Origin of the sequence: Erythrobacter sp. GH1-10 (genome assembly GCF_045363165.1) — a bacterium.
GTDB lineage: Bacteria > Pseudomonadota > Alphaproteobacteria > Sphingomonadales > Sphingomonadaceae > Erythrobacter.
In genome coordinates, this window is sequence record NZ_JBJFLP010000001.1 from 538,353 (window position 1) to 560,775 (window position 22,423).

Below are 22,423 nucleotides of genomic sequence, written 5' to 3' on the forward strand. Positions count from 1 at the left end.
CACTCGTTCCTCCTGCGAACGAACAGACTGATACGGGCCGGAGCATTCGTGCTTCGGCCCTTTTTTTGCGATTTTGCTGTGTGGCGGGCGCGTTACACAGAACTGTAAAAAATCGCGGCATTCGAGGCCAGACTCTTGAGTTTTCGCAATTTCGGGAGCCAACTTGCGGTCATCGGGCGAAAAGACCCGCCATTCAAAGGAGAGAGCACATGGCCACCACGCCGAAAAATCCGAATTTCCGGTTTCGCTTGCGTCACGTACTGCTGACGGGCTGCGCGCTCGCGCTCGGGGCCGGCCCGGCCATGGCGCAGGATCAGGATGAACAAGAGAGTGACGAACGCGTAAGCGGCAACGTCATCGTCGTAACCGCGACGAAGCGCGACTCCACCATCCAGGATATTCCGTTCTCGATCAGCGCGCTGACTGCCGAAGACATCCAGAAATCCGGCGCGACCAATCTTGAAGATATCTCGCGCAACGTCGCGGGTCTTTCGGTGCAGAACCTCGGCCCGGGCCAGAGCCAGGTTTCGGTTCGCGGCGTCTCCGCGGGTCAGGTCGTGCGCGATCAGCCGGGCGTCAAGGAGCAGGTCGGCGTCTATCTCGATGAGTCCGTTATTTCGCTTTCGCTGTTCACCCCCGATCTCGACCTGTTCGATCTCAACCGCGTCGAAACCCTGCGCGGACCGCAGGGCACCCTGTTCGGATCGGGCAGCGTCGGCGGTACGATCCGCTACATCACCAACCAGCCGACCGTCGGCGTGACGGAAGGCGCGGTAGAAGCCAACGTCAACGTCCTCGAAGGCGGCGATATCGGCTGGCATACCAAAGGCGCGATCAATCTCCCGCTGGGCGACAACATGGCGATGCGGGCGGTGGGATATTACACCGAATATGCCGGCTTCATCGACGCGCTCGGCCCAGGCGGCGGCGAGAACATCAACAGCGGGGAGCGCTATGGCGGACGGCTCGCGCTGACGCTCGATACGGGTGAGGGCTTCAGCATCACTCCGCGTGTGATCTACCAAAAAACCACGGCAAACGGGTTCAACCGGCAGGAAATTTTCAACCTGTTCGCCAACCCGTTCACAACCACGCGCCCGCCGATCCAGCTGGGCGAACGCGAGCAATATCTGTTGCTGCAGGAGGCGTTCGAAGACGAAACCTTTATCGCCGACGTCGTGGTCGAAGCCGATTTCGGCGGGGTCACGCTGACCGGCGTCAGCTCCTATATCAACCGCGACATCCTCGTCAGCCGCGATGCCAGCGCGCTGACCGGCTCGGTTTCGGTCGATCTCGGCTATCCCGACGCGGCGGTGACGCTGCCGTCGAATCTGCGCGATACGACCGAACTCGAAACCTTCACGCAGGAGCTTCGGCTCGCCTCCGACACCGACGGCCCGCTACAATGGCTGGTCGGCGTTTTCTATTCGCAGGTCGATCGTGTCTACGCACAGCGCTTGCCCACTCCGGGCTATGCAGCAGCGACCGATGCGACACTCGGCGCGGGCACTTCCGCCGCGGTGGCCAACGGCTTCCCGAACCTCGATTCCCCGTTCAACTCGGACCTGCCTTACGACATCACGCAGTTCGCAGTGTTCGGCGAGGCGAGCTTCGACATAACCGATGCGCTGACCTTCACCGCAGGTGGGCGGTATTACGATTTCGAGGAAACCCGCACCATCACCACCGGCGGCCTGTTCGCCAATGGCGATAGCGGCGTGGTCGATACGACCGCATCGGACGGATTCACGCCGCGCTTCCTGCTCAGCTACGACATCACGCCCGACATCACCGTGAACGCACAGGCATCTCAGGGCTTCCGTCTCGGCGGGGTCAACGATCCGCTCAACGTCCCGCTCTGCAACGCGCAGGACCTCGCGCTGTTCGGAGGCTTCCAGGATTACGACGACGAGACGCTGTGGAACTACGAACTGGGGATCAAGACCCAGGGCAATGGCTTCACCTTCAACGCCGCAGGCTTCTACAACGACATCAGCAATCTACAGGTCACGCTCGATGCCGGCAGCTGCTCGTCGCGCATCGTCTTCAACGTGCCCGATGCCCACTCTGCGGGGATCGAAGCGGAGCTCGGCATCAACCCGTTCCCCGGACTGAACTTCAATCTTTCGGGAAGCTATATCGAAGCCGAATTCGACACCACGTTGCCGGGAGCGCTGGCCGGGGCGACGGGAATCCGCGAAGGCAATCGCCTGCCGTCGGTGCCGGAATTCCAGCTGTCGGCGAGCGGCAGCTACGAATTCCCGATCTCGGATGGTGCCGACGCGTTCTTCGCCGCGTCGTTCACCCATGTCGGCTCGCGCTACACCCAGCCGGCCGACCAGGAGGACAACCCGCGGACCTTCGTGTCCGGCCTGCCATTCGGCGGGGCGCCGGGCACAGATCCGGTCGTGGTCGACCTGCTGCTGCCCGACTACCAGCTGCTCAATATCAGCGCCGGGGTCGACTTCGAAAATGGGCTGAGCCTGACGATTTATGCCAACAACGTGCTCGACGAGAACCCGCTGCTCTCGTTCGACCGCGAACGCGGCGGGCGAGCACGGCTCGGCTACCGGGTCGGCAGTCCGCGCACGATCGGAGCGACGGTGCGCAAGGAATTCTGAGCCCAACGGGCCGGACCTGAAACGGGAAAGGCCGGGGTTTGCGCCCCGGCCTTTCCTCTTGTTGCACGCCATCCGGCGCGGGGTCTTCTCGGTGACACGGCCTGAAGGCCGCTATTCGGCCGCCTTGATGAAATCGGCACAACGCTCGCCGATCATGATGCTCGGGGCGTTGGTGTTGCCGCTTACGATCTTGGGCATGATCGAGGCGTCGGCGATCCAGAGCCCGTCGACCCCGCGCGCCTTGAGCGTAGGATCGACCACCGCATTCTCGTCCGCACCCATCCGGCACGTGCCGACCGGGTGATAGACCGTGTCCGCGCGGTTGCGGATCAATTCGTCGAGAGCCGCATCGTCGTTGAGGTCGATCGGGTGACGGTCGGTCGGACCGTAGGCCTGAAGCGGCGGAGCCTCGGCGATCCGGTGCGACAGGCGCACGCCCCTGCGCAAAACCTCGATATCGCGTTCGTCGTCGAGGAAATTGGGATCGATGACCGGCGCAGCGGCTGCATCGTTCGATCCCAGCCGCACGGTTCCGCGGCTCTCCGGGCGCAGCACGCAGGCGTGGAGCGAAAAGCCGTGGCCTTTCACGTTTTCGCGGCCGTGATCTTCGAGCACGGCGGGGACGAAGTGCCACTGCACGTCGGGTGCGGGGGCATCGTCCATCACGGTCCAGAACCCGCCCGCCTCGGCATAGCAGGTCGTCATCGCGCCGGTGCGCTTGCGGCGGTGTTCGAGGATCGCGCCTGCCATCTTGAACGTGCCTTTGAGCGTTCCGCCGATCGGCACGTCGGATTCGGTTTCCCAGCCCGAGACATAATCGATGTGGTCCTGCAGGTCCGATCCGACTGCAGGCTTGTCCAGCACGACCTCGATGCCGAGCTGCTTGAGGTGCTCTGCGGGGCCGATGCCGGACAGCATCAGCATCTGCGGGGAATTGAAAGCACCCGCCGACAGGACCACGCCTTTCCTTGCGTAGATCATTTCGCTGCGCCTGCCGCGCCGGACGCGCACGCCGGTAACGCGGCCACCCTCGATCACCAGTTTCTCGACCAGAGTGTTGGTGCGGATCGCGAAATTGCCCTGTTCGCGGATCGGCTCGACGTAAGCGCGCGAGGCCGACCAGCGCTCGCCATTGCGCTGTGTGACCTGGTACATGCCGAAACCCTGCTGGTTCTCGGCGTTGAAATCGTTCGTGGTGCGCAGCTGCAGCGCCGCCGCACTGTCTACGAACGCGTGGCTGGTCGGGTTGGGCGATTTCTGGTCGGAAACGAACAAGGGTCCGCCGTCGCCGTGATACTCGTCTGCCCCGCGCTCGTTCGCTTCGGCTTTCTTGAAATAGGGCAGCACGTCGTCATAGGCCCAGCCGGTGCAGCCCTGCGCGGCCCAGTTGTCGTAATCCCACTTGTTGCCGCGGATATAGACCATCGCGTTGATCGCGGAGGATCCGCCAAGCCCCTTGCCGCGCGGCTGGTAACCGATACGACCGTTCAGCCCCTTTTGCGGGACCGTATCGTATTTGTAGTTCGACGAGTTGCGGATGAAGGGCATGAAGCCCGGCGTCTTGATCAGGACGTTGTCGTTGCGCCCGCCCGCCTCGATCAGGCACACCCGCCGCGTGCCCTCGACCGCGAGCCTGCCGGCCACCGCGCTGCCGCCGCTGCCGCCACCGATAACTACGTAATCGAAACTCTCCATGCTCTCTCCTCTTGGAGAAAGACCTAAGCGGCTTCCGGAGTGGATTCAATCGGGTTTCGAGTTGCCACCGATTCCGGAGCTGCCGCACCCGCTTGCTGTCGGGCTTTCCAGCGCTCGCGAATCGTGTCCGAGGTGTCACGCGAGCCATCATGGGTCCAGCCGGGCTCGCGCAGGAGATAGGACAGCTTGTGCTTCCACGGCGCGCGCCAGATGTCGGAAACCATCCCGATCCATTCATGGAACACCGCCCACAGCAGGTTGAAACTGCCGAGCTGCTTGATGATGCCGTAGCGGATCGGTTCTTCGTCGGTCTCGGGCTCGAACGTGCCGAACATCTTGTCCCACACGATGAACACCCCCGCGTAATTGCGGTCGAGATAGCGCGGGTTGGTCGCGTGGTGCACGCGGTGATGGCTCGGCGTGTTCATCACCACCTCGAACCAGCGCGGCATCCGGCCGATCGCTTCTGTGTGAATCCAGAACTGGTAGATCAGGTTGAAGCCCGCGCAGATCGCGATCATTCCCGGATGGAAGCCGAGCAGCACCAGCGGCAGCGCGAACAGGAATCCGAAGGTGAAGGCGCCGGTCCAGCTTTGGCGCAGCGCGGTCGAGAGGTTGTAATGCTGGCTCGAATGGTGGTTCACATGGCTCGCCCACATCCAGCGGATGCGGTGCCCGGCGCGGTGCACCCAGTAATATTTGAGGTCGTCGAGCACGAAGCACAGCGGCCAGGCCCACCACACCGTCCACCAGTCCGGCCCCATTTCGAAGATGCGGTATTCATAGGCGGCGATGAAGATGTAGAGCGCGAACCCGCCGAACAGCGCGCCCGCGATAGTCGAGCCCAGCCCGAAGGCGAGGCTCACCAGTGTATCCTTCGGCTCATAGGCCTCGGGCCGCTTGAAGCGCGCCCAGACCATCTCCGCCAGCACGGCGAGGACGAACAGCGGCACGGCTATCTCGGTGGGCGAAAAATCAGGCATGGTGCTCCTTATCTAGTGCATTGATCGCGTCTGCCCAAGATGCAGCGTCAGGATGGGAAAGCCCGACCGAGCCAAACCGGGTCTCGCCCGAGGCGATCTCGATGCGTTCGCCGTTCGCCGATGCGCTCGCAGAACCGGTGAGGATGCGCCCGGCGAACCGGTTGCCGTGGCGCTTGATGACCATGATCCGCCCGTCGGCATCGCGCAGCAGCGCGCCCTTGCCGCCGGTATCCAGCGCAATCCTTTCAGGTATGAACCCGTCGTGCACCTCGCTGGCAGCCCGCGCGGCGTCCGCATCGCTCGAAAGCACGGGATTGCCGCCCAGCTTCATCAGCGCTGCAAGGCCCGCGAGCGCGAATATGGCGACGAGCGATCCGCCGAAAATCAGCACTTGCGGGTCGATGTTCATGGCGATGCGGGGATTGGCATGCGGCTCGCTTTACGGCAAGCAGGGGCCAAGGAGATTCAGATGAAATTGCGCACCACCCCGCTTGCCCTTGCCGCTTTCGCCACCCTCGCGCTCGGCAGTGCCCCGCTGACGGCGGACAACCATTCCGTCGCGGGGGTCGATCCGGTCGGGTTTGTCGACGCCAACGCCGACCGCACGGTCCGGGTCGCCAAGAGCCTGTGGGAGTATGCCGAAGTCGGCTATCTCGAAACCCGTTCGACCGAGCTGCTGCAGAGCGAACTCGCCGCGGAAGGCTTCGCGGTCAGAGAAGGCATCGCCGACATTCCCACCGCCTTCGTCGCCGAATGGGGCTCGGGCGGGCCGGTGATCGCGATCCTTGCCGAAATGGACGCGCTGCCAGGCATCAACCAGTCGGGCAGCGCGACCCGCGACCCGATCGACGGCAAGCATGCGGGCCATGCCTGCGGGCACAATCTGTTCGGCGCGGGCTCGCTCACGGCGGCGATCGCAGTCAAGCAATGGCTCGAGGAAACCGGCACGCCGGGCCGCATCCGGCTGTACGGCACGCCCGCCGAAGAAGGCGGCTCGGGCAAGGTCTACATGACCCGCGCCGGGCTGTTCGACGATGTCGACATCGCGATTCACTGGCACGCCGATGACGAAAACAGCGCAGCGGCGCGCACCAGCCTCGCCAACCGTTCGGCCAAATTCCGTTTCAGCGGAGTGTCGGCCCACGCGGCAGGCGCACCCGAGCGCGGACGCTCGGCGCTCGACGGGGTTGAAGCCATGAACATGATGGCGAACATGATGCACGAGCACATGCCGCAGGATGCGCGCATGCACTATGTGATCACGAGCGGCGGCAACGCACCCAACGTCGTGCCCGACTTTGCCGAGGTGTTTTATTACGTCCGCCATCCCGATCCCGACGGTGTCGAGGAAATCTGGCAGCGGCTCGAAGCGACAGCGCGCGGTGCCGCCATGGGCACCGGCACCGATGTCGAGTGGGAAGTGATCCACGGCAACAACCCGCTGCTGGTCAACGAAACCCTCGCGCGGGTGATGGATGCCAAGCTTCGCAGTGTCGGCGGGCTCGAATACACCGCCGACGAACGCGCATGGGCCGAGCAGCTGCAGGAATCGCTGGGTGATGCGGCCAAGCCGCTGGCAAGCGCGACGCAGATCCAGCCCTACGAGAAGAATCTCGGCTATGGCTCGACCGATGTCGGTGATGTTTCGTGGGCGACCCCGACCGTGGGTGTTCGCACCGCGACCTGGGTTCCGGGTACGAGCGCGCACAGCTGGCAGGCGGTCGCAGCGAGCGGCCACTCGATCGGCTACAAGGGCGCGCAGCTTGCAGCCAAAGCCATGACCTTGATGGCGGTCGAGCTGTTCACCAATCCGGACCTGCGCTCTCAAGCCCGTGCCGAGTTCGATTCGGCCCGCGGCGAGAACTACGAATACCGTTCGCTTCTCGGCGACCGTGCGCCGCCGCTCGATTACCGCAAGTAGGCGGTCAGCCGGCCGCCAGCATGTCGATCGTCGGGCGGACGGCGCTCACATCGTAGCCGGCCGATTCGGCTGCCTGTGCGATACTCTCGGGATCGTCGCCCATTTTTGCGCGGGCCAGCGCCCACAGCAGGGTCGAGCGCGTTCCCGAACGGCAATAGGCGAGGGTTTTGCCTTCGTTGTTTTGCAGGGCCTGCGCCATCGCATCGACTTGCGGCATGCTGAAGCCTGCGTGCGAGACCGGAATGGCGAGGAATTCGATGCCTGCAGCCTTGGCCGCAGCTTCGATCTCGGGGCTATGCGGTGCCGAGGGGTCCTCGCCATCGGGGCGATTGTTGATGACCAGCGTAATGCCGTGCTCTTTCGCGCTCTCTATGTCGCCGACCGAGATCTGCGGGCTGGCGAACATCGATTCGGTCAACTTGCGAAATGGTTCCATGGTCTCATCCCTGCTGTTTCGGACGCGCTACGCGCTGTGTGCCAAATACTCAAATCGCGAACCCGGACGAGGCGGAACCTCTTCGAAAATGTAATATTTTGGCGTCAAACAGGGGCTGCAGGTTAAATCATTCGCATAACAGTGCTTTGTGCGCTATGACCTGCGTTGGTGGACGATAATCGAACGAGCGATTTATCGACCGCGTCTGGTACGGATCACTGTCCCCGCTACCGGCGCTTTGGACGTTGGACAGTGTGACAAGGTACGTACTGGATTATGGGTTACGATAGGGGACGTCGGCGCGGTCGGGACAAGCGCGACGGATTCGGCGAGGACGGTTTCGATCCTTTTGGCGGCGGCATGGATGGATTTCCTCCGCCGAGCGATTTTGGAAATGATCGTGGTGGCGACCGCTACGGCGGTGGCGATCGCTATGGCGGCGGCGGAGGCGGTGGTGACCGCTTCGGCGGCGGCGGCGATCGCGGCGGCGATCGGTTCGGTGGCGGAGGCCCCCGTGGTGGTGGCGGTCCGCGCGGCGGCGGTGGCGATCGTGGCGGTGGCGGCGGTTTCAACCGCATGCCCGCGCAGGTCGTCGGCACCGGCAAAGGCACCGTGAAGTTCTTCAACGGCCAGAAAGGCTTCGGCTTCATCGCCCAGGAAGGCGGCGGCGAAGATGTGTTCGTGCACATCAGCGCGGTCGAGCGCGCCGGGCTCGAAGGGCTGGCCGAGGGCCAGGAACTCGAATTCAACCTGGTCGATCGTGGCGGAAAGATTTCCGCTCAGGACCTCCAGATCGTCGGCGAAGTGATCGCCGCACCGGCTGCGGGCGGCCCGCCCAAGCGCGAGCTTACTGGCGAGAAGGCGACCGGGACGGTCAAGTTCTTCAATTCGATGAAGGGCTTCGGCTTCCTGACCCGCGACGATGGCCAGCCGGATGCATTCGTGCATATCAGCGCGGTCGAGCGCTCGGGTCTCAGCGCGATCAACGAAGGCGAACGCTACGAATTCGATCTCGAGGTAGACCGACGCGGGAAATATTCCGCGGTCAATCTCGTGCCGGTTCAGGGCTAACCGCCCCGCACATTTCGGCCGTTTGACCTAGTGATCGAGCGGCCCTATCTCGAACCAGATGGCGGCTCATTATCGGGTCGCCATTTGCTTTTGGACCCGTTTGCAAGACCAGGATTTTGACTATGTCGATTACCCCGCTGATGCCCGTCTATCCGCGCTGCGGAGTGCGCCCGGTTCGCGGCGAGCACTGCCACCTGATCGACGAAGACGGCACGCGCTATCTCGATTTCGCGAGCGGGATTGCGGTCAACCTGCTCGGCCATTCGCACCCGGGCCTGATCGGCGCGATCCAGAAGCAGGCCGAAACGTTGATGCACGTCTCGAATCTCTACGGCAGCCCGCAGGGCGAGAAGCTGGCGCAGCAGCTGGTCGACCACACCTTTGCCGATACGGTGTTCTTCACCAACTCGGGCGCAGAGGCGGTCGAGACCGCGATCAAGACCGCGCGCGCCTATCACCAGAACGCCGGAGACGACGGCGACGCCAACCGGTTCGAGCTGATCACCTTCAAGAACGCGTTCCATGGCCGAACCATGGCGACCATCAGCGCGTCGAATCAGGAGAAGATGCACCACGGCTTCTCGCCGCTGCTCGCCGGATTCAAATATGCCGAATTCGACGATCTCGAAGCGGCCAAGGCGCATATCGGGCCCAACACGGCGGGTTTTCTCGTCGAACCGATCCAGGGCGAGGGCGGCATTCGCCCTGCTTCGGTCGAGTTCATGCAGGGCCTGCGCGCGCTCGCCGACGAGCACGACCTGATGCTGGTGCTCGACGAGGTGCAATGCGGCGTGGCGCGCACCGGCACCTTCTATGCCTATGAGCAATACGGGATCGAGCCCGACATCCTCGCTACGGCAAAAGGCCTTGGCGGCGGCTTCCCGATCGGCGCCTGCCTCGCCACCGAAAAAGCGGCGCGCGGCATGGTGTTCGGCACGCACGGCTCGACCTACGGCGGCAACCCGCTGGCGATGGCGGCGGGCAGCGCGGTCATGGAAGCGGTCGCCAATGAGGAATTTCTCGCCTCGGTTCGCGAAAAGGGCGAACGCCTCCGGTCGCGGCTCGAGCAGTTCATCGGCAATTATCCCGAACTGTTCGAACTCGTGCGCGGCAAGGGCCTGATGCTGGGGATCAAGATGAAGGTCGAAAGCCGGCCATTCTTCGTGCACCTGCGTGACAACCACCAGCTGCTTACGGTTGCTGCCGGGGACAACACCCTGCGCGTGCTTCCGCCGCTGGTGATCGGCGATGAAGAGATGGACGAGTTCTTCGAAAAGCTCTCCGCCGGTGCTGCCAGCTATAAAGTTCCCGAGCCTGCCTGATGGCGGTGCGCCACTTCCTCGATCTGGGCGACGCGGGCGCGGACGCAATCGCAGCGATGATCAACGATGCGATCGACCGCAAGGCGGCGCGCGAGGACTGGCCCAGGGGCAAGGCCGACACCGACGCTCCGCTCGAAGGCAGGGTGCTCGCGCTGGTGTTCGAAAAGAATTCGACCCGCACACGCGTCAGCTTCGACATCGCGATGCGCCAGCTGGGCGGGACGGTGCTGATCCTCGAGGCGGGATCGAGCCAGCTCGGTCGCGGCGAAACAATCGCAGATACCGCGCGGGTGCTCAGCCGCATGGTCGATTGCATCATGCTGAGAACCGACGATCACGCCAAGATCGAAGAAATGGCCAAGCACGCCAGCGTGCCGGTTATCAACGGGCTGACCGATCGCTCGCATCCGTGCCAGATCGTAGCCGACCTGCTGACCATGATCGAACATGGCAAGGCTCTGCCCGGTCTCGAAGTCGCGTGGTTCGGCGATGGCAACAACGTGCTGCACTCGATTCTCGAGGCGGCGGCACTGTTCAAGTTCAATGTCCGTATCGCGACTCCCGCAGGCTATGAGCCGGAACCGGAGTTTGTCGAGATGGCGCGCGAGGGCGGGGCGACCGTCACGCTCACGCAGGATGCCGTCGCCGCCGCGCGCGATGCGGATGTCGTGGTCACCGATACGTGGGTCTCGATGGGGCAGGAGCATGTCCACAACAAGCTCGCCGCCATGGCTCCCTTTCAGGTCAACGCCGATCTGATGAAGCACGCCAAACCCGATGCCATCTTCCTTCACTGTCTTCCGGCCCACGTCGATGAAGAGGTGAGCGAAGACGTTTTCGAGGGACCGCAATCGGTTGTCTTCGACGAAGCGGAGAACCGCATCCACGCGCAGAAATCGGTTCTTTTGTGGTGCTTCGGACTGCTTGGGTGACCTCTCGCACGCGCTGGCCTCCGGGGGCTTAAACCGGGCCATGCCAACCACCATATGATGGCGCATGGAAAACCAGACCGAAACATATTCCGACAAGCTGCTCGGCTTTACGCTGCCCGCCCGCAATGCGAGAGCGCGCGCCGTCCGGCTCGACCGGGTGGTCGACGAGGTGCTGTCGGCACATGATTACCCTGCGCCGATCACCCATCTCTTGAGCGAAGCGCTGGTGCTCGGTGCGCTGATGGGGGGCTTGCTTAAAGGCGAAGAAGCGCAGCTGACCATGCAGGCGCAGACGCAGGCGGGCGTCGTCTCATTGCTGGTCTGCGATTATCGCGCCGGTTCCATGCGCGGCTATGCAGATTTCGATTCGGAGAAGTTCGGCAAGTTGGGGGCCAATCCCTCGCTGTCCGCGCTGTTCGGGGAAGGCTATCTTGCCATCACTTTCGAAACCGGCGCGGGCAGACGCTATCAGGGCATCGTCCCGCTCGAGGGCGAGACGCTGGCCGAGGCTTGCGAAAACTATTTCACGCAATCCGAACAGGTGCCGACGCTGATCCGCGTTGCCAGCCGCTCGGGCGGCGATGGCCGTGTCGCCGCGGGGCTCCTGATCCAGCACCTCGCCGATGGCGAGGAGGGTCGCGAGCGCCTGCATGTCCGCATGGATCATCCCGATTGGGAACACGTCTCGACGCTCGCATCGACCATCAGCCACGAGGAACTGGTGGATGACAAGCTGTCACTCGAGGCGATTGCCTGGCGCCTGTTCCATGAAGAGGACGAAGTGCGCATCATGCCGGGCGCGGACCTGTCGCGCGGATGCCGTTGCAGCGCCGAGTATTATGAAGGGGTTATTGCCCGCTTCCCGCCCGATGAACAGGCCGAGATGCGCAATGAGGAAGGCAAGGTCGTGGTCGATTGCGCGTTCTGCTCGAAAGCGTTCGAACTCGAAATCTAACGATTCATCGTCGTTCAGGAACGTTTCATCGTTCATATGGCATTTTGTGCAAGCGAAACCGACCAGAAAGACGATGTTATCCTGATGACCAAACCGATCTTCCGATTGCCCAAGCGTGTCGCTCTAGCAGCCGCAGCCCTTTCCATAGGACTGGGGGTGCCGGCGCTCGCCCAATCGGATGGGCTTGCCATGCTGAATGACCTCGCGAAGGGCGAGTGGACGATCAAACACCGCGACGGGACGCCCGAGCGCAAGATCTGCGTCCGCAGCGGGCGAGAACTCATCCAGCTCAAGCACACCGAATCGGGATGCAGCCGTTTCGTGGTCGAAGACGGTGCGGCTCGTGTCACCGTGCAGTATACCTGCCCCGGAAACGGCTATGGCCGAACCCATATCCGCAAGGAGTCCGGCTCGCTCGTCCAGATCGAGAGCCAGGGCATCGAGTCCGGCACCCCATTCCAGTTCACCGCAGAAGCGCGCCGAACGGGCGGGTGCTGAACGACGCTCCCGGAGCAGCCAGTCATTGCGTAAGGCGACAATCCCGCTATCCCGTGCGGGATGAGTGCTTCAGACCCTACAAGCTCTAAGCCCACGGCCGTCGTCCTGTTGTCGGGCGGTCTCGATTCCATGGTCACGGCCGCCATTGCGAAGGAGCGTGGCTTCGAAGTCCGCGCGCTGACGGTCGATTACGGTCAGCGGCACAGGCTGGAGTTGAAATCGGCACGGCGCATTGCGCAGGAGCTCGGCCTTGCCGCGCAAACCGAAATTTCGCTCGACCTGCGTGCCTTCGGCGGTTCGGCGCTGACCGATGCGATCGAGGTGCCCAAGTCGGGTGTCGGCGACGACATTCCGGTGACGTATGTGCCGGCACGCAACCTCGTCTTTCTCGCTCTCACAACTGCCTGCGCCGAAGCGGCGGGCTCGAGCGATGTGTTCATCGGGGTCAACGCGCTCGACTATTCGGGCTATCCCGATTGCCGACCGGAATTCATCGCCAGCTTCACCGAGACCGCGCGGCTCGGGACCAAGCAGGGGATAGAGGGGCGGCCGTTCACGATCCACGCCCCGCTCCAGCAGATGACCAAGGCCGACATCGCGAAGGAATGCGACCGGCTGGGGCTCGACCCTGGATGGAGCTGGTCGTGCTATGACCCGACAGAGGACGGAATCGCCTGCGGACTATGCGACTCCTGTCGTTTGCGCAAAAAGGGTTTTGCCGAGGCGGGAATAACCGATAGCACGGCCTACGCGAACTGACCGCACATCCTTGCCGGTCTGGAACTCGAGAAAACGGGATAGGGGATCGATCCTTGGACGAAGTGAAAACTGCGACGCCGGTTCAAGTTGATCAGAAGGTTCCGGCGTACAGCTGGTATGCCTTGAGTATTCTGGTCGTGATCTACGTCCTGAACTTCGTGGACCGGAACATCATCTCGATCCTTGCTGAAGACATCAAGGCCGACCTCGGCCTGCGCGACGACCAGATCGGCTTTCTCTACGGCACCGCATTCGGCGTCTTTTATGCGCTGTTCGGCATCCCGCTCGGGAAGCTAGCCGACAGCTGGCATCGGGTCCGCCTGATGACGGTCGGGCTCACCGTCTGGTCGGCATTCACCGCGCTTTCGGGATTTGCGAAGAACTTCGCGATGCTCAGCGTGGCGCGGATCGGCGTCGGTGTGGGCGAGGCGACTGCCAGCCCCAGCGCCTATTCGCTGATCTCCGACTGGTTTCCAAAGAAGATGCGCGCCACTGCCCTCGCGATCTATTCCTCGGGCCTGTACATCGGCGGCGGTGTATCGCTGCTGATCGGCGGCGCGATCGTCGAACGCTGGAATGCGGCCTATCCTACCGATGCACCGATGGGGCTTGCCGGTTGGCAGGCTGCCTTCATCATCGTGGGTCTGCCAGGTATCCTGCTGGCATTTCTTGTGTTCACGCTGCGCGAACCGCTGCGGGGCGAGAGCGAAGGCATCGTCACGCCTCCGCCCAAGGATCCCTTCCGCGGTTTCTTGCGTGAGCTTGTCGCGGTGATCCCGCCCTTCACCCTGATCGGCGCGGCCCAGGCCGGCGGGCGCGGGATCGCGCTCAACCTCGTCGGTGCGGCGGTTATCTTCGGAATAGCCTATGCCATGGCGGTGGTGACCGGGAACGCGCAGCAATGGGGCGCGATCGGTATCGGCTATTACGCGATCTTCTCGTGGGCTTCGACTTTGAAGCGTCGTGATGAAGCAACCTTCAAGCTGATCTGGGGGACGCCTGCGTTCCTCACCACGATCCTAGGCTACGGGATGGTGGCCTTCATGTCCTACGCCGCAACCTTCTGGGCGGCACCCTACGCTATCCGGATTCTCGAGGAAGCGCCGTCTACTGCGGGCTGGTGGATCGGCGGGCCGGGAGCCGTGGCCGGCTTCCTCGGGGTTATCCTTGGCGGACGCATGGCCGACTGGTTGCGCGAGCGCAATCCGGCGGGACGGCTGATCATGGTCGCCTTCGGCCTCACGGCGGCCGCACCGCCGCTGTTCGTCATGTTCACGACGAACGACCCCACCACCTTCTACATCGCGGCGTTCCTGCAGTCGCTGTTTGGCAGTTCGGCGCTGGGCGGGGCAGCGGCCACGACTCAGGATCTGGTCCTGCCGCGAATGCGGGGGACCGCCACGGCGACCTTCTTCCTGGCGACGACGCTCGTCGGCCTGGCGCTGGGCCCCTATATGGCAGGCCAGGTCTCGACGATGACCGAAAGCCTCTCGACCGGCGGCCTGAGCCTGCTCGTGGCCGTTCCGATCGGTCTCGTGCTCTTGTTTGTCGCTTATCGCTCTGTGCCGGAAGCCGAGCGGACCCTCGTGGAACGCGCGAGGGCCGCCGGCGAAGAGGTCTCTACAGGCGATAGTCCCGCTTAGGAGCTCGGGTTCACGACCCCGCATGCGACACGGGGGCCGGCTGCTCCCGCCGGATCGGAAACGTAATCGTCGGGTCCCGCATGGATCATAACCGCCGTACCGTCTTCATCGAAGATCGCGGCTTTGACGACTTCGGCGTCGCCTTCCAGCGCGAACGTCTGGGTGAGCGGTTCGCCTTCGGTGACCGTGATGTTGGGCAGGTCACCAAGATGCTTCCCGTTTTCGCTCATGCTTCCGTGCGACTTGTCGAACGGATTGAGGTGTCCGCCCGCCGACGTGAAGTCGGGTGCCTCGCACGCGCCGGTGGTGTGCAGGTGAAAGGCGTGCTCGCCCGGTTCGACCCCGTCGACAACGAGGGCGACGCTCACTTCATCATTATTCTGACTGAGAACGGCTGTGCCGACCTCCGTACCGTCAGCATTGACGAGAGTGGCTTCGCCCAACGTCGTCGCTTCCGGTTTGGAAGGGTTCCCTGCTTCCGGAGCCTGCTCTGAAGCCGGAGCGCAGTTGGCAAGTGCAAGCATGATGGCCGCGGCGCCGAGAGATTGGATGGTTTGCATAGGATTTCCCCTTCATCGAGTTCTTTGAAGGGATAACGAAAAAGGGGCCGGATTGCTCCGGCCCCTTCAACTTTTTGAGCGTGAAGCTCTCCCTTACATGCCCGAACCCGGACCGTAGGTGACTTCGACGCGGCGGTTCTGCAGTTCGCGGACACCGTCAGCGGTCGGGACGCGCGGCTGAGATTCGCCGAATGCCTCGCTGCTGATGCGACCGTCCGGAATGCCGCGGCCGGTCAGGTAATCACGCACCGACGCGTTACGACGTTCTGCCAGACCCATGTTGTAGGTCACGCTACCCGCACGGTCGGTGTGACCGGCAAGCATGACGTTCGCAGTGCCGCAGTTGGCGTAAGCCGTAACCGCGTTGTTGAGGATCGTCGCAGCTTCCGCAGTGATGTCCGACTGATCGAAATCGAAGAAGACGATGTACGGACCAGTGTTGCACGGCGGCGGCGGCGGAGGCGGCGGCGGCGGCGGCGGTGGCGGAGGAGGAGGAGGAGGCGGCGGCGGCGGCGGCGGTGGCGGAGGCGGCGGAGGCGGTGCTTCACCACCGAAGTTGTAGGTAATCGTACCGAGGAGCGAATGCGTGCTGATGTCGGTTTCGAGATCGTTCCCGAAGGCGTCGATCAGCTCGACATTGACCGCATTGAAGTAACGATACCGCAGGCCGACGTCCCAGCTGTCGCTGAGCGGAGCACGGATACCCGCAAGCAGCTGCCATGCGAGACCGGTGTCCGAATCGTCGAGGAACGGAGACAGGTTGGAGAAGTACGTCGCGTCGACATCGACGCGGGCGACACCAACACCACCGCCGAAGAATGCCTGAAGGCCGTCATCGGCACCGATGTCGAACAAGCCATTGAGCATGAAGCTCAGCGCGTTGAACTCGCCGTCGGCAACCGCCGTGGTTCCCGGAGGGACCTGGTTCCGGACGCCGGGAAGCACGGTGAACGTATCGAGGTCGGCAGCACGGTAGCTGGCTTCGGCTTCCATACGGAAGGCACCGAAATCATACCCGACGAGACCGCCGAAGTCGTAACCTTCCACGAATTCCGACTGGTAGTCGTCCGGATTGCCGTTGACGTCGTAGTCGATGTCCTCGACGAGCATTGCCCCACCTTGACCCTCGATATACCACTGACCCTCACGGGCCATGGCGGGTGCGGTGAGCGCTGTCGAAGCCATCGCCATTCCAATGACGAGATTGCGCATTCTAGTTTTCCCCTTTTTATAGGATTGAGGCACCGGCAGGTTCTAACTTCTCGGCGGAAAAGTCGCAAGCGATCAATCCGCTCAAACTGTTGCAAGAATGCCGCTATCTCGCATCACACGGCAAAAAATTCGGACAGGCACCCGCAATCAAGGCGCGAGAGTGAATGCTACGGGGGTTGATTCGCAATGCCTAGTTTCTTGGAAGATCCCATCTTTCGAAGCGCTCGGATCAATTGGCCGTCGGCTGCAATCAGCACACGCTTTTGTGGCGGTTGCACCGTCTGTGGTGCTCGCCTAAGCCTTCGCGCCAACACCGGATAGGGGCCTTATTCCTTGGCTTGGCTACGCTCGCTGTACAATTGGACAATGGAGAAGGCTGCGCATCCGCATGCGCAGGGCTGGCTCGCCTTCTTCTGTTTCATCGAAGCCAGTTTCTTCCCGATCCCGCCGCATCCGCTGCTCGGGCTGATGTGCCTCGCCGAGCCGAAAAAGGCGCTGCGCTTCGGGATCATCGCCACGCTCGCTTCGGTCGCGGGCGGGCTGTTCGGCTATCTGATCGGCTGGGGGCTGTACGACAGCATCGGCCAGTGGCTGCTCGGAGCGATCGGGCTGGCCGACAGCTTCCCCACTGCGGCGTGCTATCTCAACGAATACGATTGGGAAGCGATCATCCTCGCCGGGTCGACCCCGATCCCGTTCAAACTGCTGACGATCACCGCGGGCTTTGTCGGCATGAACCTCGTGACTTTCGTGCTCGCCAGCCTCGTCGGACGCGGCATGATCTTCTTCACCGTCGGCCTGCTGTTCCGGATCTTCGGCGCGCCGATCAAGAACTTCATCGAGAAATACCTTGGCCTCGTCACCACCGCCTTCGTGCTGCTCGTGGTCGGCGGGATCGTGGTCATCACCCAGGTCGGCGGCGGCGAGAGCGACGAGCCGGGACCGTGCGACAACATCACTTCGATCGAACAGGTTCGCGGGGTCTGAGGGCAGCCCGTCGATCGGGCGTAAGCTTGGTGCCGAGGCGATCGGCAGCTTCTTCCTGTTCGCGGCGGTGATCGGATCGGGGGTCATGGCGGAGAATCTCGCCGGCGGTAACGTGGCGGTTGCGCTCCTCGCCAACACGATTGCGACCGGGGCGATTCTTTATGTCCTGATCGCGATGCTCGGCCCAATCAGCGGCGCGCATTTCAATCCGGCAGTCACATTCGCCTTCCTCGCTCGCAAGGAGATCGGGGCCGGGTTGGCAGCGGCGTTCGTCGCTATGCAGCTGGCCGGCGGCGCGCTGGGGGCTTTCGCCGCCCACCTGATGTTCGATCTTGAAATCCTCCAGTTCTCGACGAGAGCGCGCGCGGGGATCGGGCAGTGGACCGGCGAACTTGTCGCGACTTTCGGGCTGGTCCTTACGATCCTGCTGCTGTTGAAGCATCGCCCGAGCGCGATCCCGGCGGGAGTCGCGCTCTTTATCACCAGTGCCTACTGGTTCACTTCCTCGACCAGCTTCGCCAATCCCGCGATAACGGTGGTGCGCTCGCTGAGCGACACCTTTGCCGGGATCGCTCCGGCTGACGTGCCCCTGTTCGTGGTTTCGCAGTTTATCGGAGCACTGCTCGCGGTGGGATGTGCGTGCTGTCTAGTTGGAGTCAGGAAATAATCCCCGTCCTTTTGCCGGCGCGCTCGAACATCGAGAGGATCGTCTGCACTTCCTCGGATGAGTGTTCGGCGCACAGCGAGCAGCGTAGCAGCGTCATGCCGGCAGGTGTGGCCGGTGGCCTCGCGAGGTTGACGTAGAGGCCTTCCTTGAGGAGCGCTTCCCACATCATCGCGCCGCGCTGCAGATCGGGCATGATTACCGCGACGATCGCGCTTTGCGGTTCCTGCGTACCGAGCTCGAAGCCGAGCTCCTTGAGCCCCTTGTGCAGGACCTTGGAATTCTCCCACAGATGCGCGCGCTTGTTCGCGCCGTGCATCAGCTTGCGGATCGAGGTCGCCGCGGTGGCGACCACGCTCGGCGGGAGCGAGGCGGTGAATACGTAGGGGCGGCAGACCAGCCGCATGATGTCGAACTTGGGATGGTTCGAAACGCAGAAGCCGCCGACCGTGCCGACGCTTTTGGAAAAGGTGCCGATGATGAAGTCGCAATCATCGATCACGCCCTGCTCTTCGCACACGCCGCGGCCGTTCTCGCCGATAAAGCCCATCGAATGCGCTTCGTCGACCAGCACCATTGCGCCGTATTTCTTGGCGATCGCGACCATCTCCTTGAGCGGCGCGACATCGCCGAGCATCGAATAGACCCCTTCGAGCACCACCAGGATGCCCGCGCCCTCGGGAATACGGCGGAGGCGCTTTTCCATCGCCTCGATGTCGTTATGACGGAACGGGACGATTTCGGCATCGCCCATCTTGCAGCCATCGTAGATCGAGGCGTGGCTGTCGATGTCGAGGACGATGTAATCGCCCTTGCCGGCGATGGTCGAGATGATGCCGAGATTGGCCTGGTACCCGGTCGAAAAGACCATCGCATGGTCCATTCCGTAAAATTCCTTGAGCGCGTCCTCGCACTCCTTGTGGCCCTGGTAAGTCCCGTTGAGAACGCGGCTGCCGGTCGTGCCCGAACCGAAATCGCGCAGCGCCTGCTCGCCCGCCTCGATCACGTCGGGATCGAAGGTCATGCCCATGTAATTGTAGGTGCCGAGCAGGATCGTGTCGCGCCCGTTGCAGATTGCACGGGTTGGCGAAAGCACCTTTTCCATCACGAGATTATACGGATCCTCGACCCCGCTCGCGAGCAGCGTCTCGCGGGTCTGGATGATCGGATCGAATTTCGAGAACAGGTCGCCCCGGGGGGCGGTTTGCGTGGTCGCGGTATCGGTCATGAAAGCGCCCTTATCAGCTATCCTGCAGCTTGTGGACGGCGGCGACGAGCTGGCCGTAATTCTCGATTTCAGCCTGCTGGTTCATGCTGATGATGACGTCGAACTCGTCTTCGATCTCGGCCACGAAATCCATCACCGTCAGGCTGTCGAATTCGAGATCGTTCTGGAAGGTCGTCGCATCGGTGATGTCGACGCCCTTCTTGTTGAACGGCTCGATCAGGGCGCGGATGCGCGTATCGACTTCGGCTTCGGTCATAGTCTCACGATTACCTTTTCAGTTCCGGCACGCAGCCTGTGCCAAGCAATTGCGGCTGCAAAGCGGCTCGTTGGGGGGATTGTCAAGTTTTCCCAACTCGCGCGAAGCTACGAAACCGGCTCACTCGGGGATGAGTTCCTTCACCGCATTCATGAACGGCATGATCGAAACCGGCTTGGAGAGATAACCCGATGCGCCCGCTGCGCGGATGCGTTCCTCGTCCCCCTTGGCCGCAAACGCGGTCACCGCGAGGACCGGGATCTGGGCGAGCAGCATGTCCTGCTTGGCCGCCTCGATGAGGTCCACTCCGGACACTCCGGGCAGCTGGATATCCATGATGATAAGGTCCGGCGAGCAGGCCCGCGCGGTTTCGAGCACGCTATCTCCGTCGGCGACCGGTTCGACCTCGAATCCATTGGCTTTGAGCACATCGCAGAACAATTTCCGGTTGAGGTCGTTATCCTCGACAACCATTACACGTTTTGTCACTGCATGCCCCGATCATTTCGATGCGCGCTCACTACCCCGACCGAGAGGCCTCCACAATCCCACACGCGGCAGACGATACTTCCGGACCGGCGGCACTTACCGCTTCCACGCTGGCGCTTGCCGCGCTCGGCTGGGTGCTGGAGGACGGCGACCGTGCGGAGCGTTTCCTGAGCCTGACCGGGCTCGATCCCGATGCCTTGCGGGCCGGGCTCGGCGATCCGGTCGTGCTTGCCTCCCCGCTCGAATTTCTCGCCAATCATGAGCCCGACCTGATCCGCGCCGCCGAAGCCCTGGCCGTTACGCCTGAAGAACTGATCGCCGCCTACAAGGAACTGTCCCGATGAGCCGCCCCCTGATTATCAGCGATTGCGACGAAGTGCTGCTGCACATGGTCGCCCATTTCAAGGAATGGCTGGAGGAATCCCAAGGCGTCGATTTCAACCTCGACGGAGCGAATTTCGGTGAGGCGCTGCGCTGGCAGAACAACGGCGAGCTGCTCGAGGCTTCGGACGTGTGGAAGATGCTCGGCGGGTTTTTCGACACCGAAATGGACCGGCAGAAGCCGATCGAAGGCGCGGTCGAGGCAATCAATACGCTCAGCGAGCATGCCGACGTGGTGATCCTGACCAACCTCGTCGACAAACGCCGCGACATGCGCGCCGAGCAGCTCGAAGCGGTCGGCATAAAGGCACCGGTGTTCACCAATCAGGGGCCGAAGGGTCCCGCCCTGGAGAAGATCGTCGCCGAATTTGCGCCGAGCCGCGCGCTGTTCATCGACGATCTGCCGCAGCACCACCATTCGGTGAGCGAGACCGTGCCCGATGCGGTGCGGCTGCATTTCTGCGGCGAACCGATGATCGCCGGGTCGATCGACTGCGCGCACAAGGCAGGCCACGCCGATGCGCGGATCGACCGCTGGGCCGAAGCGTTGCCATGGTTGATGGATAGACTGGAGGGAATCCCCGCATGAGTATCGAAGCGCGTCTCGAACAACTGGGCATCGTCCTGCCCGAAGCCGCTGCCCCGGTCGCGAGCTATGTGCCGGTCGTTGTGCAGGGCGGATTTGCCCACGTCTCGGGCCAGTTGCCGTTTGTCGACGGCAAGCTGGTGACGGGCAGGCTGGGCGAGGATGTGAGCCTGGAGGACGGAATGGCCGCTGCGCGCGCTTGCGGGCTGATGATCCTCGCGCAATTGAAGGCCGCGCTTATCCCGCTGGACAAGGTCGAGCGGGTCGTGAAGCTTGGAGCGTTCGTCAATTCGACCGGCGATTTCACCGACCAGCCAAAGGTCGCCAACGGCGCATCGGACCTGATGTTCGAAGTGTTCGGCGAGAAGGGCAAGCACGCCCGCGCGGCGGTCGGCGTCCCGGCCCTCCCGCTCGGCGCGGCGGTAGAGGTGGACGCGATCATCGCCATCGCCGAATGAGCCACCGCGCGGTTCCCGAATGGTTGACTACATGGGAGTATGCCCATCGCGGTTTGCACGGCACTTCGCCCGCAGGCCGGCGGATCGAGAATTCGCGCACCGCCTTCGATGATGCCATTGCGGCAGGCATGGGGATCGAGTGCGATATCCAGCTGAGTGCCGACAGATGCGCGATGGTGTTCCACGACTGGGTGCTCGAACGGCTGACCGACGGCAGCGGTTTCGTCGCAACGCATGATTCTGCCGACCTGCGGCGGATGCACCTGACCGAAACGGGAGACCGCATCGAGAGCCTCGCCGACCTGACGAGGCAGATCGACGGACGGGTGCCGCTGCTGATCGAAATCAAGTCGCTGCCCGATTTCACCATCGAGCAGGCCTGCGCCGCCGTGACCGCGGGGCTGGGCGACTACGCCGGGCCGCACGCGGTGATGAGTTTCGATCCGCGCGCCGGAGCCTGGTTTGCCGAACACGACCCCGAGCGGGTGCGCGGCCTCGTCTGCACCGATACGCTCGATCACGGCTGGCTCGGCGCATGGCGCGCAGAGGGCGCGATCAAGCAGGCCGATCCCGATTTCCTCGCCATCGATATCCGCGACATTCCCAATGACATTGCCGGTGAATGGCATGATGCCGGTCGTCCGCTTCTGAGCTGGACGATCAATTCGCCCGAAAAGCGCGCCAAGGCGCTCGAACTCGTCGATGCGCTGATCAGCGAAGGCGAGGGGCTTCCGTGAGCGAAGGCGACCCCAACGGCAGCGAGCTC

At 63.0% G+C, this 22,423-nt stretch carries 24 protein-coding genes; 15 read left to right on the forward strand and 9 right to left on the reverse strand.

The window, feature by feature from the left end; translation table 11 throughout:
* Positions 1 to 209: 209 nt before the first annotated feature.
* A complete protein-coding gene (locus tag ACI5KX_RS02715) occupies positions 210 to 2,621 on the forward strand; it encodes a TonB-dependent receptor (RefSeq protein WP_406809139.1) in 2,412 nt (803 codons plus the stop codon).
* Positions 2,622 to 2,732: 111 nt separating this feature from the next.
* Here the strand turns inward: ACI5KX_RS02715 and ACI5KX_RS02720 are convergent, their stop codons facing one another.
* Genes ACI5KX_RS02720 through ACI5KX_RS02730 form a run of 3 tightly spaced genes read right to left on the reverse strand, consistent with a single transcriptional unit; the run spans position 2,733 to position 5,708 of the window.
* The gene (locus tag ACI5KX_RS02720) at positions 2,733 to 4,316 is read right to left on the reverse strand and encodes a GMC family oxidoreductase (RefSeq protein ID WP_406809140.1); all 1,584 of its coding nucleotides are present in this window, start codon (positions 4,314 to 4,316) and stop codon (positions 2,733 to 2,735) included.
* 23 nt (positions 4,317 to 4,339) lie between these two features.
* Positions 4,340 to 5,299 (reverse strand): sterol desaturase family protein, encoded by a 960-nt coding sequence (locus ACI5KX_RS02725; RefSeq protein WP_406809141.1) that lies wholly within the window; start codon positions 5,297 to 5,299, stop codon positions 4,340 to 4,342.
* Positions 5,292 to 5,708 carry a hypothetical protein gene (locus ACI5KX_RS02730; protein WP_406809142.1) on the reverse strand — a complete coding sequence of 139 codons (417 nt, stop codon included), beginning with the start codon at positions 5,706 to 5,708 and terminating at the stop codon, positions 5,292 to 5,294. Before ACI5KX_RS02730 ends, ACI5KX_RS02725 begins: the two co-directional genes overlap by 8 nt.
* Before the next feature lie 60 nt (positions 5,709 to 5,768).
* On the opposite strand from ACI5KX_RS02730, the gene ACI5KX_RS02735 reads away from it, so the two are divergent.
* Positions 5,769 to 7,220, forward strand: coding sequence for an amidohydrolase (locus ACI5KX_RS02735; RefSeq protein WP_406809143.1), 1,452 nt, complete (start codon positions 5,769 to 5,771; stop codon positions 7,218 to 7,220).
* 4 nt (positions 7,221 to 7,224) lie between these two features.
* Here the strand turns inward: ACI5KX_RS02735 and ACI5KX_RS02740 are convergent, their stop codons facing one another.
* On the reverse strand, positions 7,225 to 7,656 hold the full coding sequence (locus ACI5KX_RS02740; protein ID WP_406809144.1) for a TIGR01244 family sulfur transferase: 432 nt from the start codon (positions 7,654 to 7,656) through the stop codon (positions 7,225 to 7,227).
* A gap of 276 nt (positions 7,657 to 7,932) precedes the next feature.
* Here ACI5KX_RS02740 and ACI5KX_RS02745 point away from each other — a divergent pair, with 276 nt between their 5' ends.
* The 7 genes from ACI5KX_RS02745 to ACI5KX_RS02775 all read left to right on the forward strand — a co-directional run bounded on the left by ACI5KX_RS02745 (position 7,933) and on the right by ACI5KX_RS02775 (position 14,836).
* Complete coding sequence (locus ACI5KX_RS02745; protein ID WP_406809145.1) at positions 7,933 to 8,727, forward strand: cold-shock protein; 795 nt, start codon at positions 7,933 to 7,935, stop codon at positions 8,725 to 8,727.
* 122 nt (positions 8,728 to 8,849) lie between these two features.
* On the forward strand, positions 8,850 to 10,049 hold the full coding sequence (locus ACI5KX_RS02750) for an aspartate aminotransferase family protein (RefSeq protein ID WP_406809146.1): 1,200 nt from the start codon (positions 8,850 to 8,852) through the stop codon (positions 10,047 to 10,049).
* Positions 10,049 to 10,981: an ornithine carbamoyltransferase gene (gene argF / locus ACI5KX_RS02755; protein WP_406809147.1), complete on the forward strand. Its 933-nt coding sequence runs from the start codon at positions 10,049 to 10,051 to the stop codon at positions 10,979 to 10,981. Before ACI5KX_RS02750 ends, argF begins: the two co-directional genes overlap by 1 nt.
* A 64-nt stretch (positions 10,982 to 11,045) precedes the next feature.
* Entirely contained in the window at positions 11,046 to 11,936 is an 891-nt protein-coding gene (locus ACI5KX_RS02760) for an Hsp33 family molecular chaperone HslO (protein ID WP_406809148.1), read from the forward strand.
* Between the two features lie 36 nt (positions 11,937 to 11,972).
* Positions 11,973 to 12,434 (forward strand): hypothetical protein, encoded by a 462-nt coding sequence (locus ACI5KX_RS02765; RefSeq protein WP_406809149.1) that lies wholly within the window; start codon positions 11,973 to 11,975, stop codon positions 12,432 to 12,434.
* Positions 12,435 to 12,494: 60 nt separating this feature from the next.
* Positions 12,495 to 13,193 carry a 7-cyano-7-deazaguanine synthase QueC gene (gene queC, locus ACI5KX_RS02770; protein WP_406809150.1) on the forward strand — a complete coding sequence of 233 codons (699 nt, stop codon included), beginning with the start codon at positions 12,495 to 12,497 and terminating at the stop codon, positions 13,191 to 13,193.
* 122 nt (positions 13,194 to 13,315) lie between these two features.
* Positions 13,316 to 14,836 carry a spinster family MFS transporter gene (locus ACI5KX_RS02775; RefSeq protein ID WP_406809151.1) on the forward strand — a complete coding sequence of 507 codons (1,521 nt, stop codon included), beginning with the start codon at positions 13,316 to 13,318 and terminating at the stop codon, positions 14,834 to 14,836.
* Here ACI5KX_RS02775 and ACI5KX_RS02780 read toward each other — a convergent pair.
* The gene (locus ACI5KX_RS02780) at positions 14,833 to 15,396 is read right to left on the reverse strand and encodes a superoxide dismutase family protein (RefSeq protein ID WP_406809152.1); all 564 of its coding nucleotides are present in this window, start codon (positions 15,394 to 15,396) and stop codon (positions 14,833 to 14,835) included. The two genes, ACI5KX_RS02775 and ACI5KX_RS02780, sit on opposite strands and share 4 nt — an antisense overlap.
* Positions 15,397 to 15,489: 93 nt before the next feature.
* A complete protein-coding gene (locus ACI5KX_RS02785) occupies positions 15,490 to 16,608 on the reverse strand; it encodes an OmpA family protein (RefSeq protein ID WP_406809153.1) in 1,119 nt (372 codons plus the stop codon).
* 366 nt (positions 16,609 to 16,974) lie between these two features.
* On the opposite strand from ACI5KX_RS02785, the gene ACI5KX_RS02790 reads away from it, so the two are divergent.
* Together ACI5KX_RS02790 and ACI5KX_RS02795 are read left to right on the forward strand one after the other, a co-directional pair.
* Positions 16,975 to 17,595 (forward strand): YqaA family protein, encoded by a 621-nt coding sequence (locus tag ACI5KX_RS02790; protein ID WP_406809154.1) that lies wholly within the window; start codon positions 16,975 to 16,977, stop codon positions 17,593 to 17,595.
* A 13-nt stretch (positions 17,596 to 17,608) separates the two neighbouring features.
* The gene (locus ACI5KX_RS02795; RefSeq protein ID WP_406811307.1) at positions 17,609 to 18,262 is read left to right on the forward strand and encodes an aquaporin; all 654 of its coding nucleotides are present in this window, start codon (positions 17,609 to 17,611) and stop codon (positions 18,260 to 18,262) included.
* On the opposite strand, the gene spt is transcribed toward ACI5KX_RS02795, so the two are convergent.
* The 3 genes from spt to ACI5KX_RS02810 all read right to left on the reverse strand — a co-directional run bounded on the left by spt (position 18,252) and on the right by ACI5KX_RS02810 (position 20,232).
* Complete coding sequence (gene spt / locus ACI5KX_RS02800; RefSeq protein ID WP_406809155.1) at positions 18,252 to 19,487, reverse strand: serine palmitoyltransferase; 1,236 nt, start codon at positions 19,485 to 19,487, stop codon at positions 18,252 to 18,254. The genes ACI5KX_RS02795 and spt overlap by 11 nt on opposite strands.
* Positions 19,488 to 19,500: 13 nt before the next feature.
* Positions 19,501 to 19,743 carry an acyl carrier protein gene (locus tag ACI5KX_RS02805; protein WP_406809156.1) on the reverse strand — a complete coding sequence of 81 codons (243 nt, stop codon included), beginning with the start codon at positions 19,741 to 19,743 and terminating at the stop codon, positions 19,501 to 19,503.
* Positions 19,744 to 19,863: 120 nt separating this feature from the next.
* The gene (locus ACI5KX_RS02810; RefSeq protein WP_406809157.1) at positions 19,864 to 20,232 is read right to left on the reverse strand and encodes a response regulator; all 369 of its coding nucleotides are present in this window, start codon (positions 20,230 to 20,232) and stop codon (positions 19,864 to 19,866) included.
* 20 nt (positions 20,233 to 20,252) lie between these two features.
* Between ACI5KX_RS02810 and ACI5KX_RS02815 the strand changes: the two genes are divergently transcribed.
* From ACI5KX_RS02815 to ACI5KX_RS02830, 4 genes are read left to right on the forward strand one after another with little or no spacing between them, the layout of a single operon-like run.
* The gene (locus ACI5KX_RS02815) at positions 20,253 to 20,576 is read left to right on the forward strand and encodes a DUF3572 domain-containing protein (RefSeq protein ID WP_406809158.1); all 324 of its coding nucleotides are present in this window, start codon (positions 20,253 to 20,255) and stop codon (positions 20,574 to 20,576) included.
* Complete coding sequence (locus tag ACI5KX_RS02820; protein WP_406809159.1) at positions 20,573 to 21,202, forward strand: HAD family hydrolase; 630 nt, start codon at positions 20,573 to 20,575, stop codon at positions 21,200 to 21,202. The genes ACI5KX_RS02815 and ACI5KX_RS02820 overlap by 4 nt, the downstream gene beginning before the upstream one ends.
* On the forward strand, positions 21,199 to 21,657 hold the full coding sequence (locus ACI5KX_RS02825) for a RidA family protein (RefSeq protein WP_406809160.1): 459 nt from the start codon (positions 21,199 to 21,201) through the stop codon (positions 21,655 to 21,657). The genes ACI5KX_RS02820 and ACI5KX_RS02825 overlap by 4 nt, the downstream gene beginning before the upstream one ends.
* The gene (locus tag ACI5KX_RS02830; protein WP_406809161.1) at positions 21,654 to 22,394 is read left to right on the forward strand and encodes a glycerophosphodiester phosphodiesterase family protein; all 741 of its coding nucleotides are present in this window, start codon (positions 21,654 to 21,656) and stop codon (positions 22,392 to 22,394) included. Before ACI5KX_RS02825 ends, ACI5KX_RS02830 begins: the two co-directional genes overlap by 4 nt.
* Positions 22,395 to 22,423 lie beyond the last annotated feature (29 nt).

Bases quoted from the DNA above. Each gene is read 5' to 3' on its own strand.
- ACI5KX_RS02715 (WP_406809139.1), top strand. From the start codon at position 210: ATGGCCACCACGCCGAAAAATCCGAATTTCCGGTTTCGCTTGCGTCAC.
- ACI5KX_RS02720 (WP_406809140.1), bottom strand. From the start codon at position 4,316: ATGGAGAGTTTCGATTACGTAGTTATCGGTGGCGGCAGCGGCGGCAGC.
- ACI5KX_RS02725 (WP_406809141.1), bottom strand. From the start codon at position 5,299: ATGCCTGATTTTTCGCCCACCGAGATAGCCGTGCCGCTGTTCGTCCTC.
- ACI5KX_RS02730 (WP_406809142.1), bottom strand. From the start codon at position 5,708: ATGAACATCGACCCGCAAGTGCTGATTTTCGGCGGATCGCTCGTCGCC.
- ACI5KX_RS02735 (WP_406809143.1), top strand. From the start codon at position 5,769: ATGAAATTGCGCACCACCCCGCTTGCCCTTGCCGCTTTCGCCACCCTC.
- ACI5KX_RS02740 (WP_406809144.1), bottom strand. From the start codon at position 7,656: ATGGAACCATTTCGCAAGTTGACCGAATCGATGTTCGCCAGCCCGCAG.
- ACI5KX_RS02745 (WP_406809145.1), top strand. From the start codon at position 7,933: ATGGGTTACGATAGGGGACGTCGGCGCGGTCGGGACAAGCGCGACGGA.
- ACI5KX_RS02750 (WP_406809146.1), top strand. From the start codon at position 8,850: ATGTCGATTACCCCGCTGATGCCCGTCTATCCGCGCTGCGGAGTGCGC.
- argF (WP_406809147.1), top strand. From the start codon at position 10,049: ATGGCGGTGCGCCACTTCCTCGATCTGGGCGACGCGGGCGCGGACGCA.
- ACI5KX_RS02760 (WP_406809148.1), top strand. From the start codon at position 11,046: ATGGAAAACCAGACCGAAACATATTCCGACAAGCTGCTCGGCTTTACG.
- ACI5KX_RS02765 (WP_406809149.1), top strand. From the start codon at position 11,973: ATGGCATTTTGTGCAAGCGAAACCGACCAGAAAGACGATGTTATCCTG.
- queC (WP_406809150.1), top strand. From the start codon at position 12,495: ATGAGTGCTTCAGACCCTACAAGCTCTAAGCCCACGGCCGTCGTCCTG.
- ACI5KX_RS02780 (WP_406809152.1), bottom strand. From the start codon at position 15,396: ATGCAAACCATCCAATCTCTCGGCGCCGCGGCCATCATGCTTGCACTT.
- ACI5KX_RS02785 (WP_406809153.1), bottom strand. From the start codon at position 16,608: ATGCGCAATCTCGTCATTGGAATGGCGATGGCTTCGACAGCGCTCACC.
- ACI5KX_RS02790 (WP_406809154.1), top strand. From the start codon at position 16,975: ATGGAGAAGGCTGCGCATCCGCATGCGCAGGGCTGGCTCGCCTTCTTC.
- spt (WP_406809155.1), bottom strand. From the start codon at position 19,487: ATGACCGATACCGCGACCACGCAAACCGCCCCCCGGGGCGACCTGTTC.
- ACI5KX_RS02805 (WP_406809156.1), bottom strand. From the start codon at position 19,743: ATGACCGAAGCCGAAGTCGATACGCGCATCCGCGCCCTGATCGAGCCG.
- ACI5KX_RS02815 (WP_406809158.1), top strand. From the start codon at position 20,253: ATGCGCGCTCACTACCCCGACCGAGAGGCCTCCACAATCCCACACGCG.
- ACI5KX_RS02820 (WP_406809159.1), top strand. From the start codon at position 20,573: ATGAGCCGCCCCCTGATTATCAGCGATTGCGACGAAGTGCTGCTGCAC.
- ACI5KX_RS02825 (WP_406809160.1), top strand. From the start codon at position 21,199: ATGAGTATCGAAGCGCGTCTCGAACAACTGGGCATCGTCCTGCCCGAA.
- ACI5KX_RS02830 (WP_406809161.1), top strand. From the start codon at position 21,654: ATGAGCCACCGCGCGGTTCCCGAATGGTTGACTACATGGGAGTATGCC.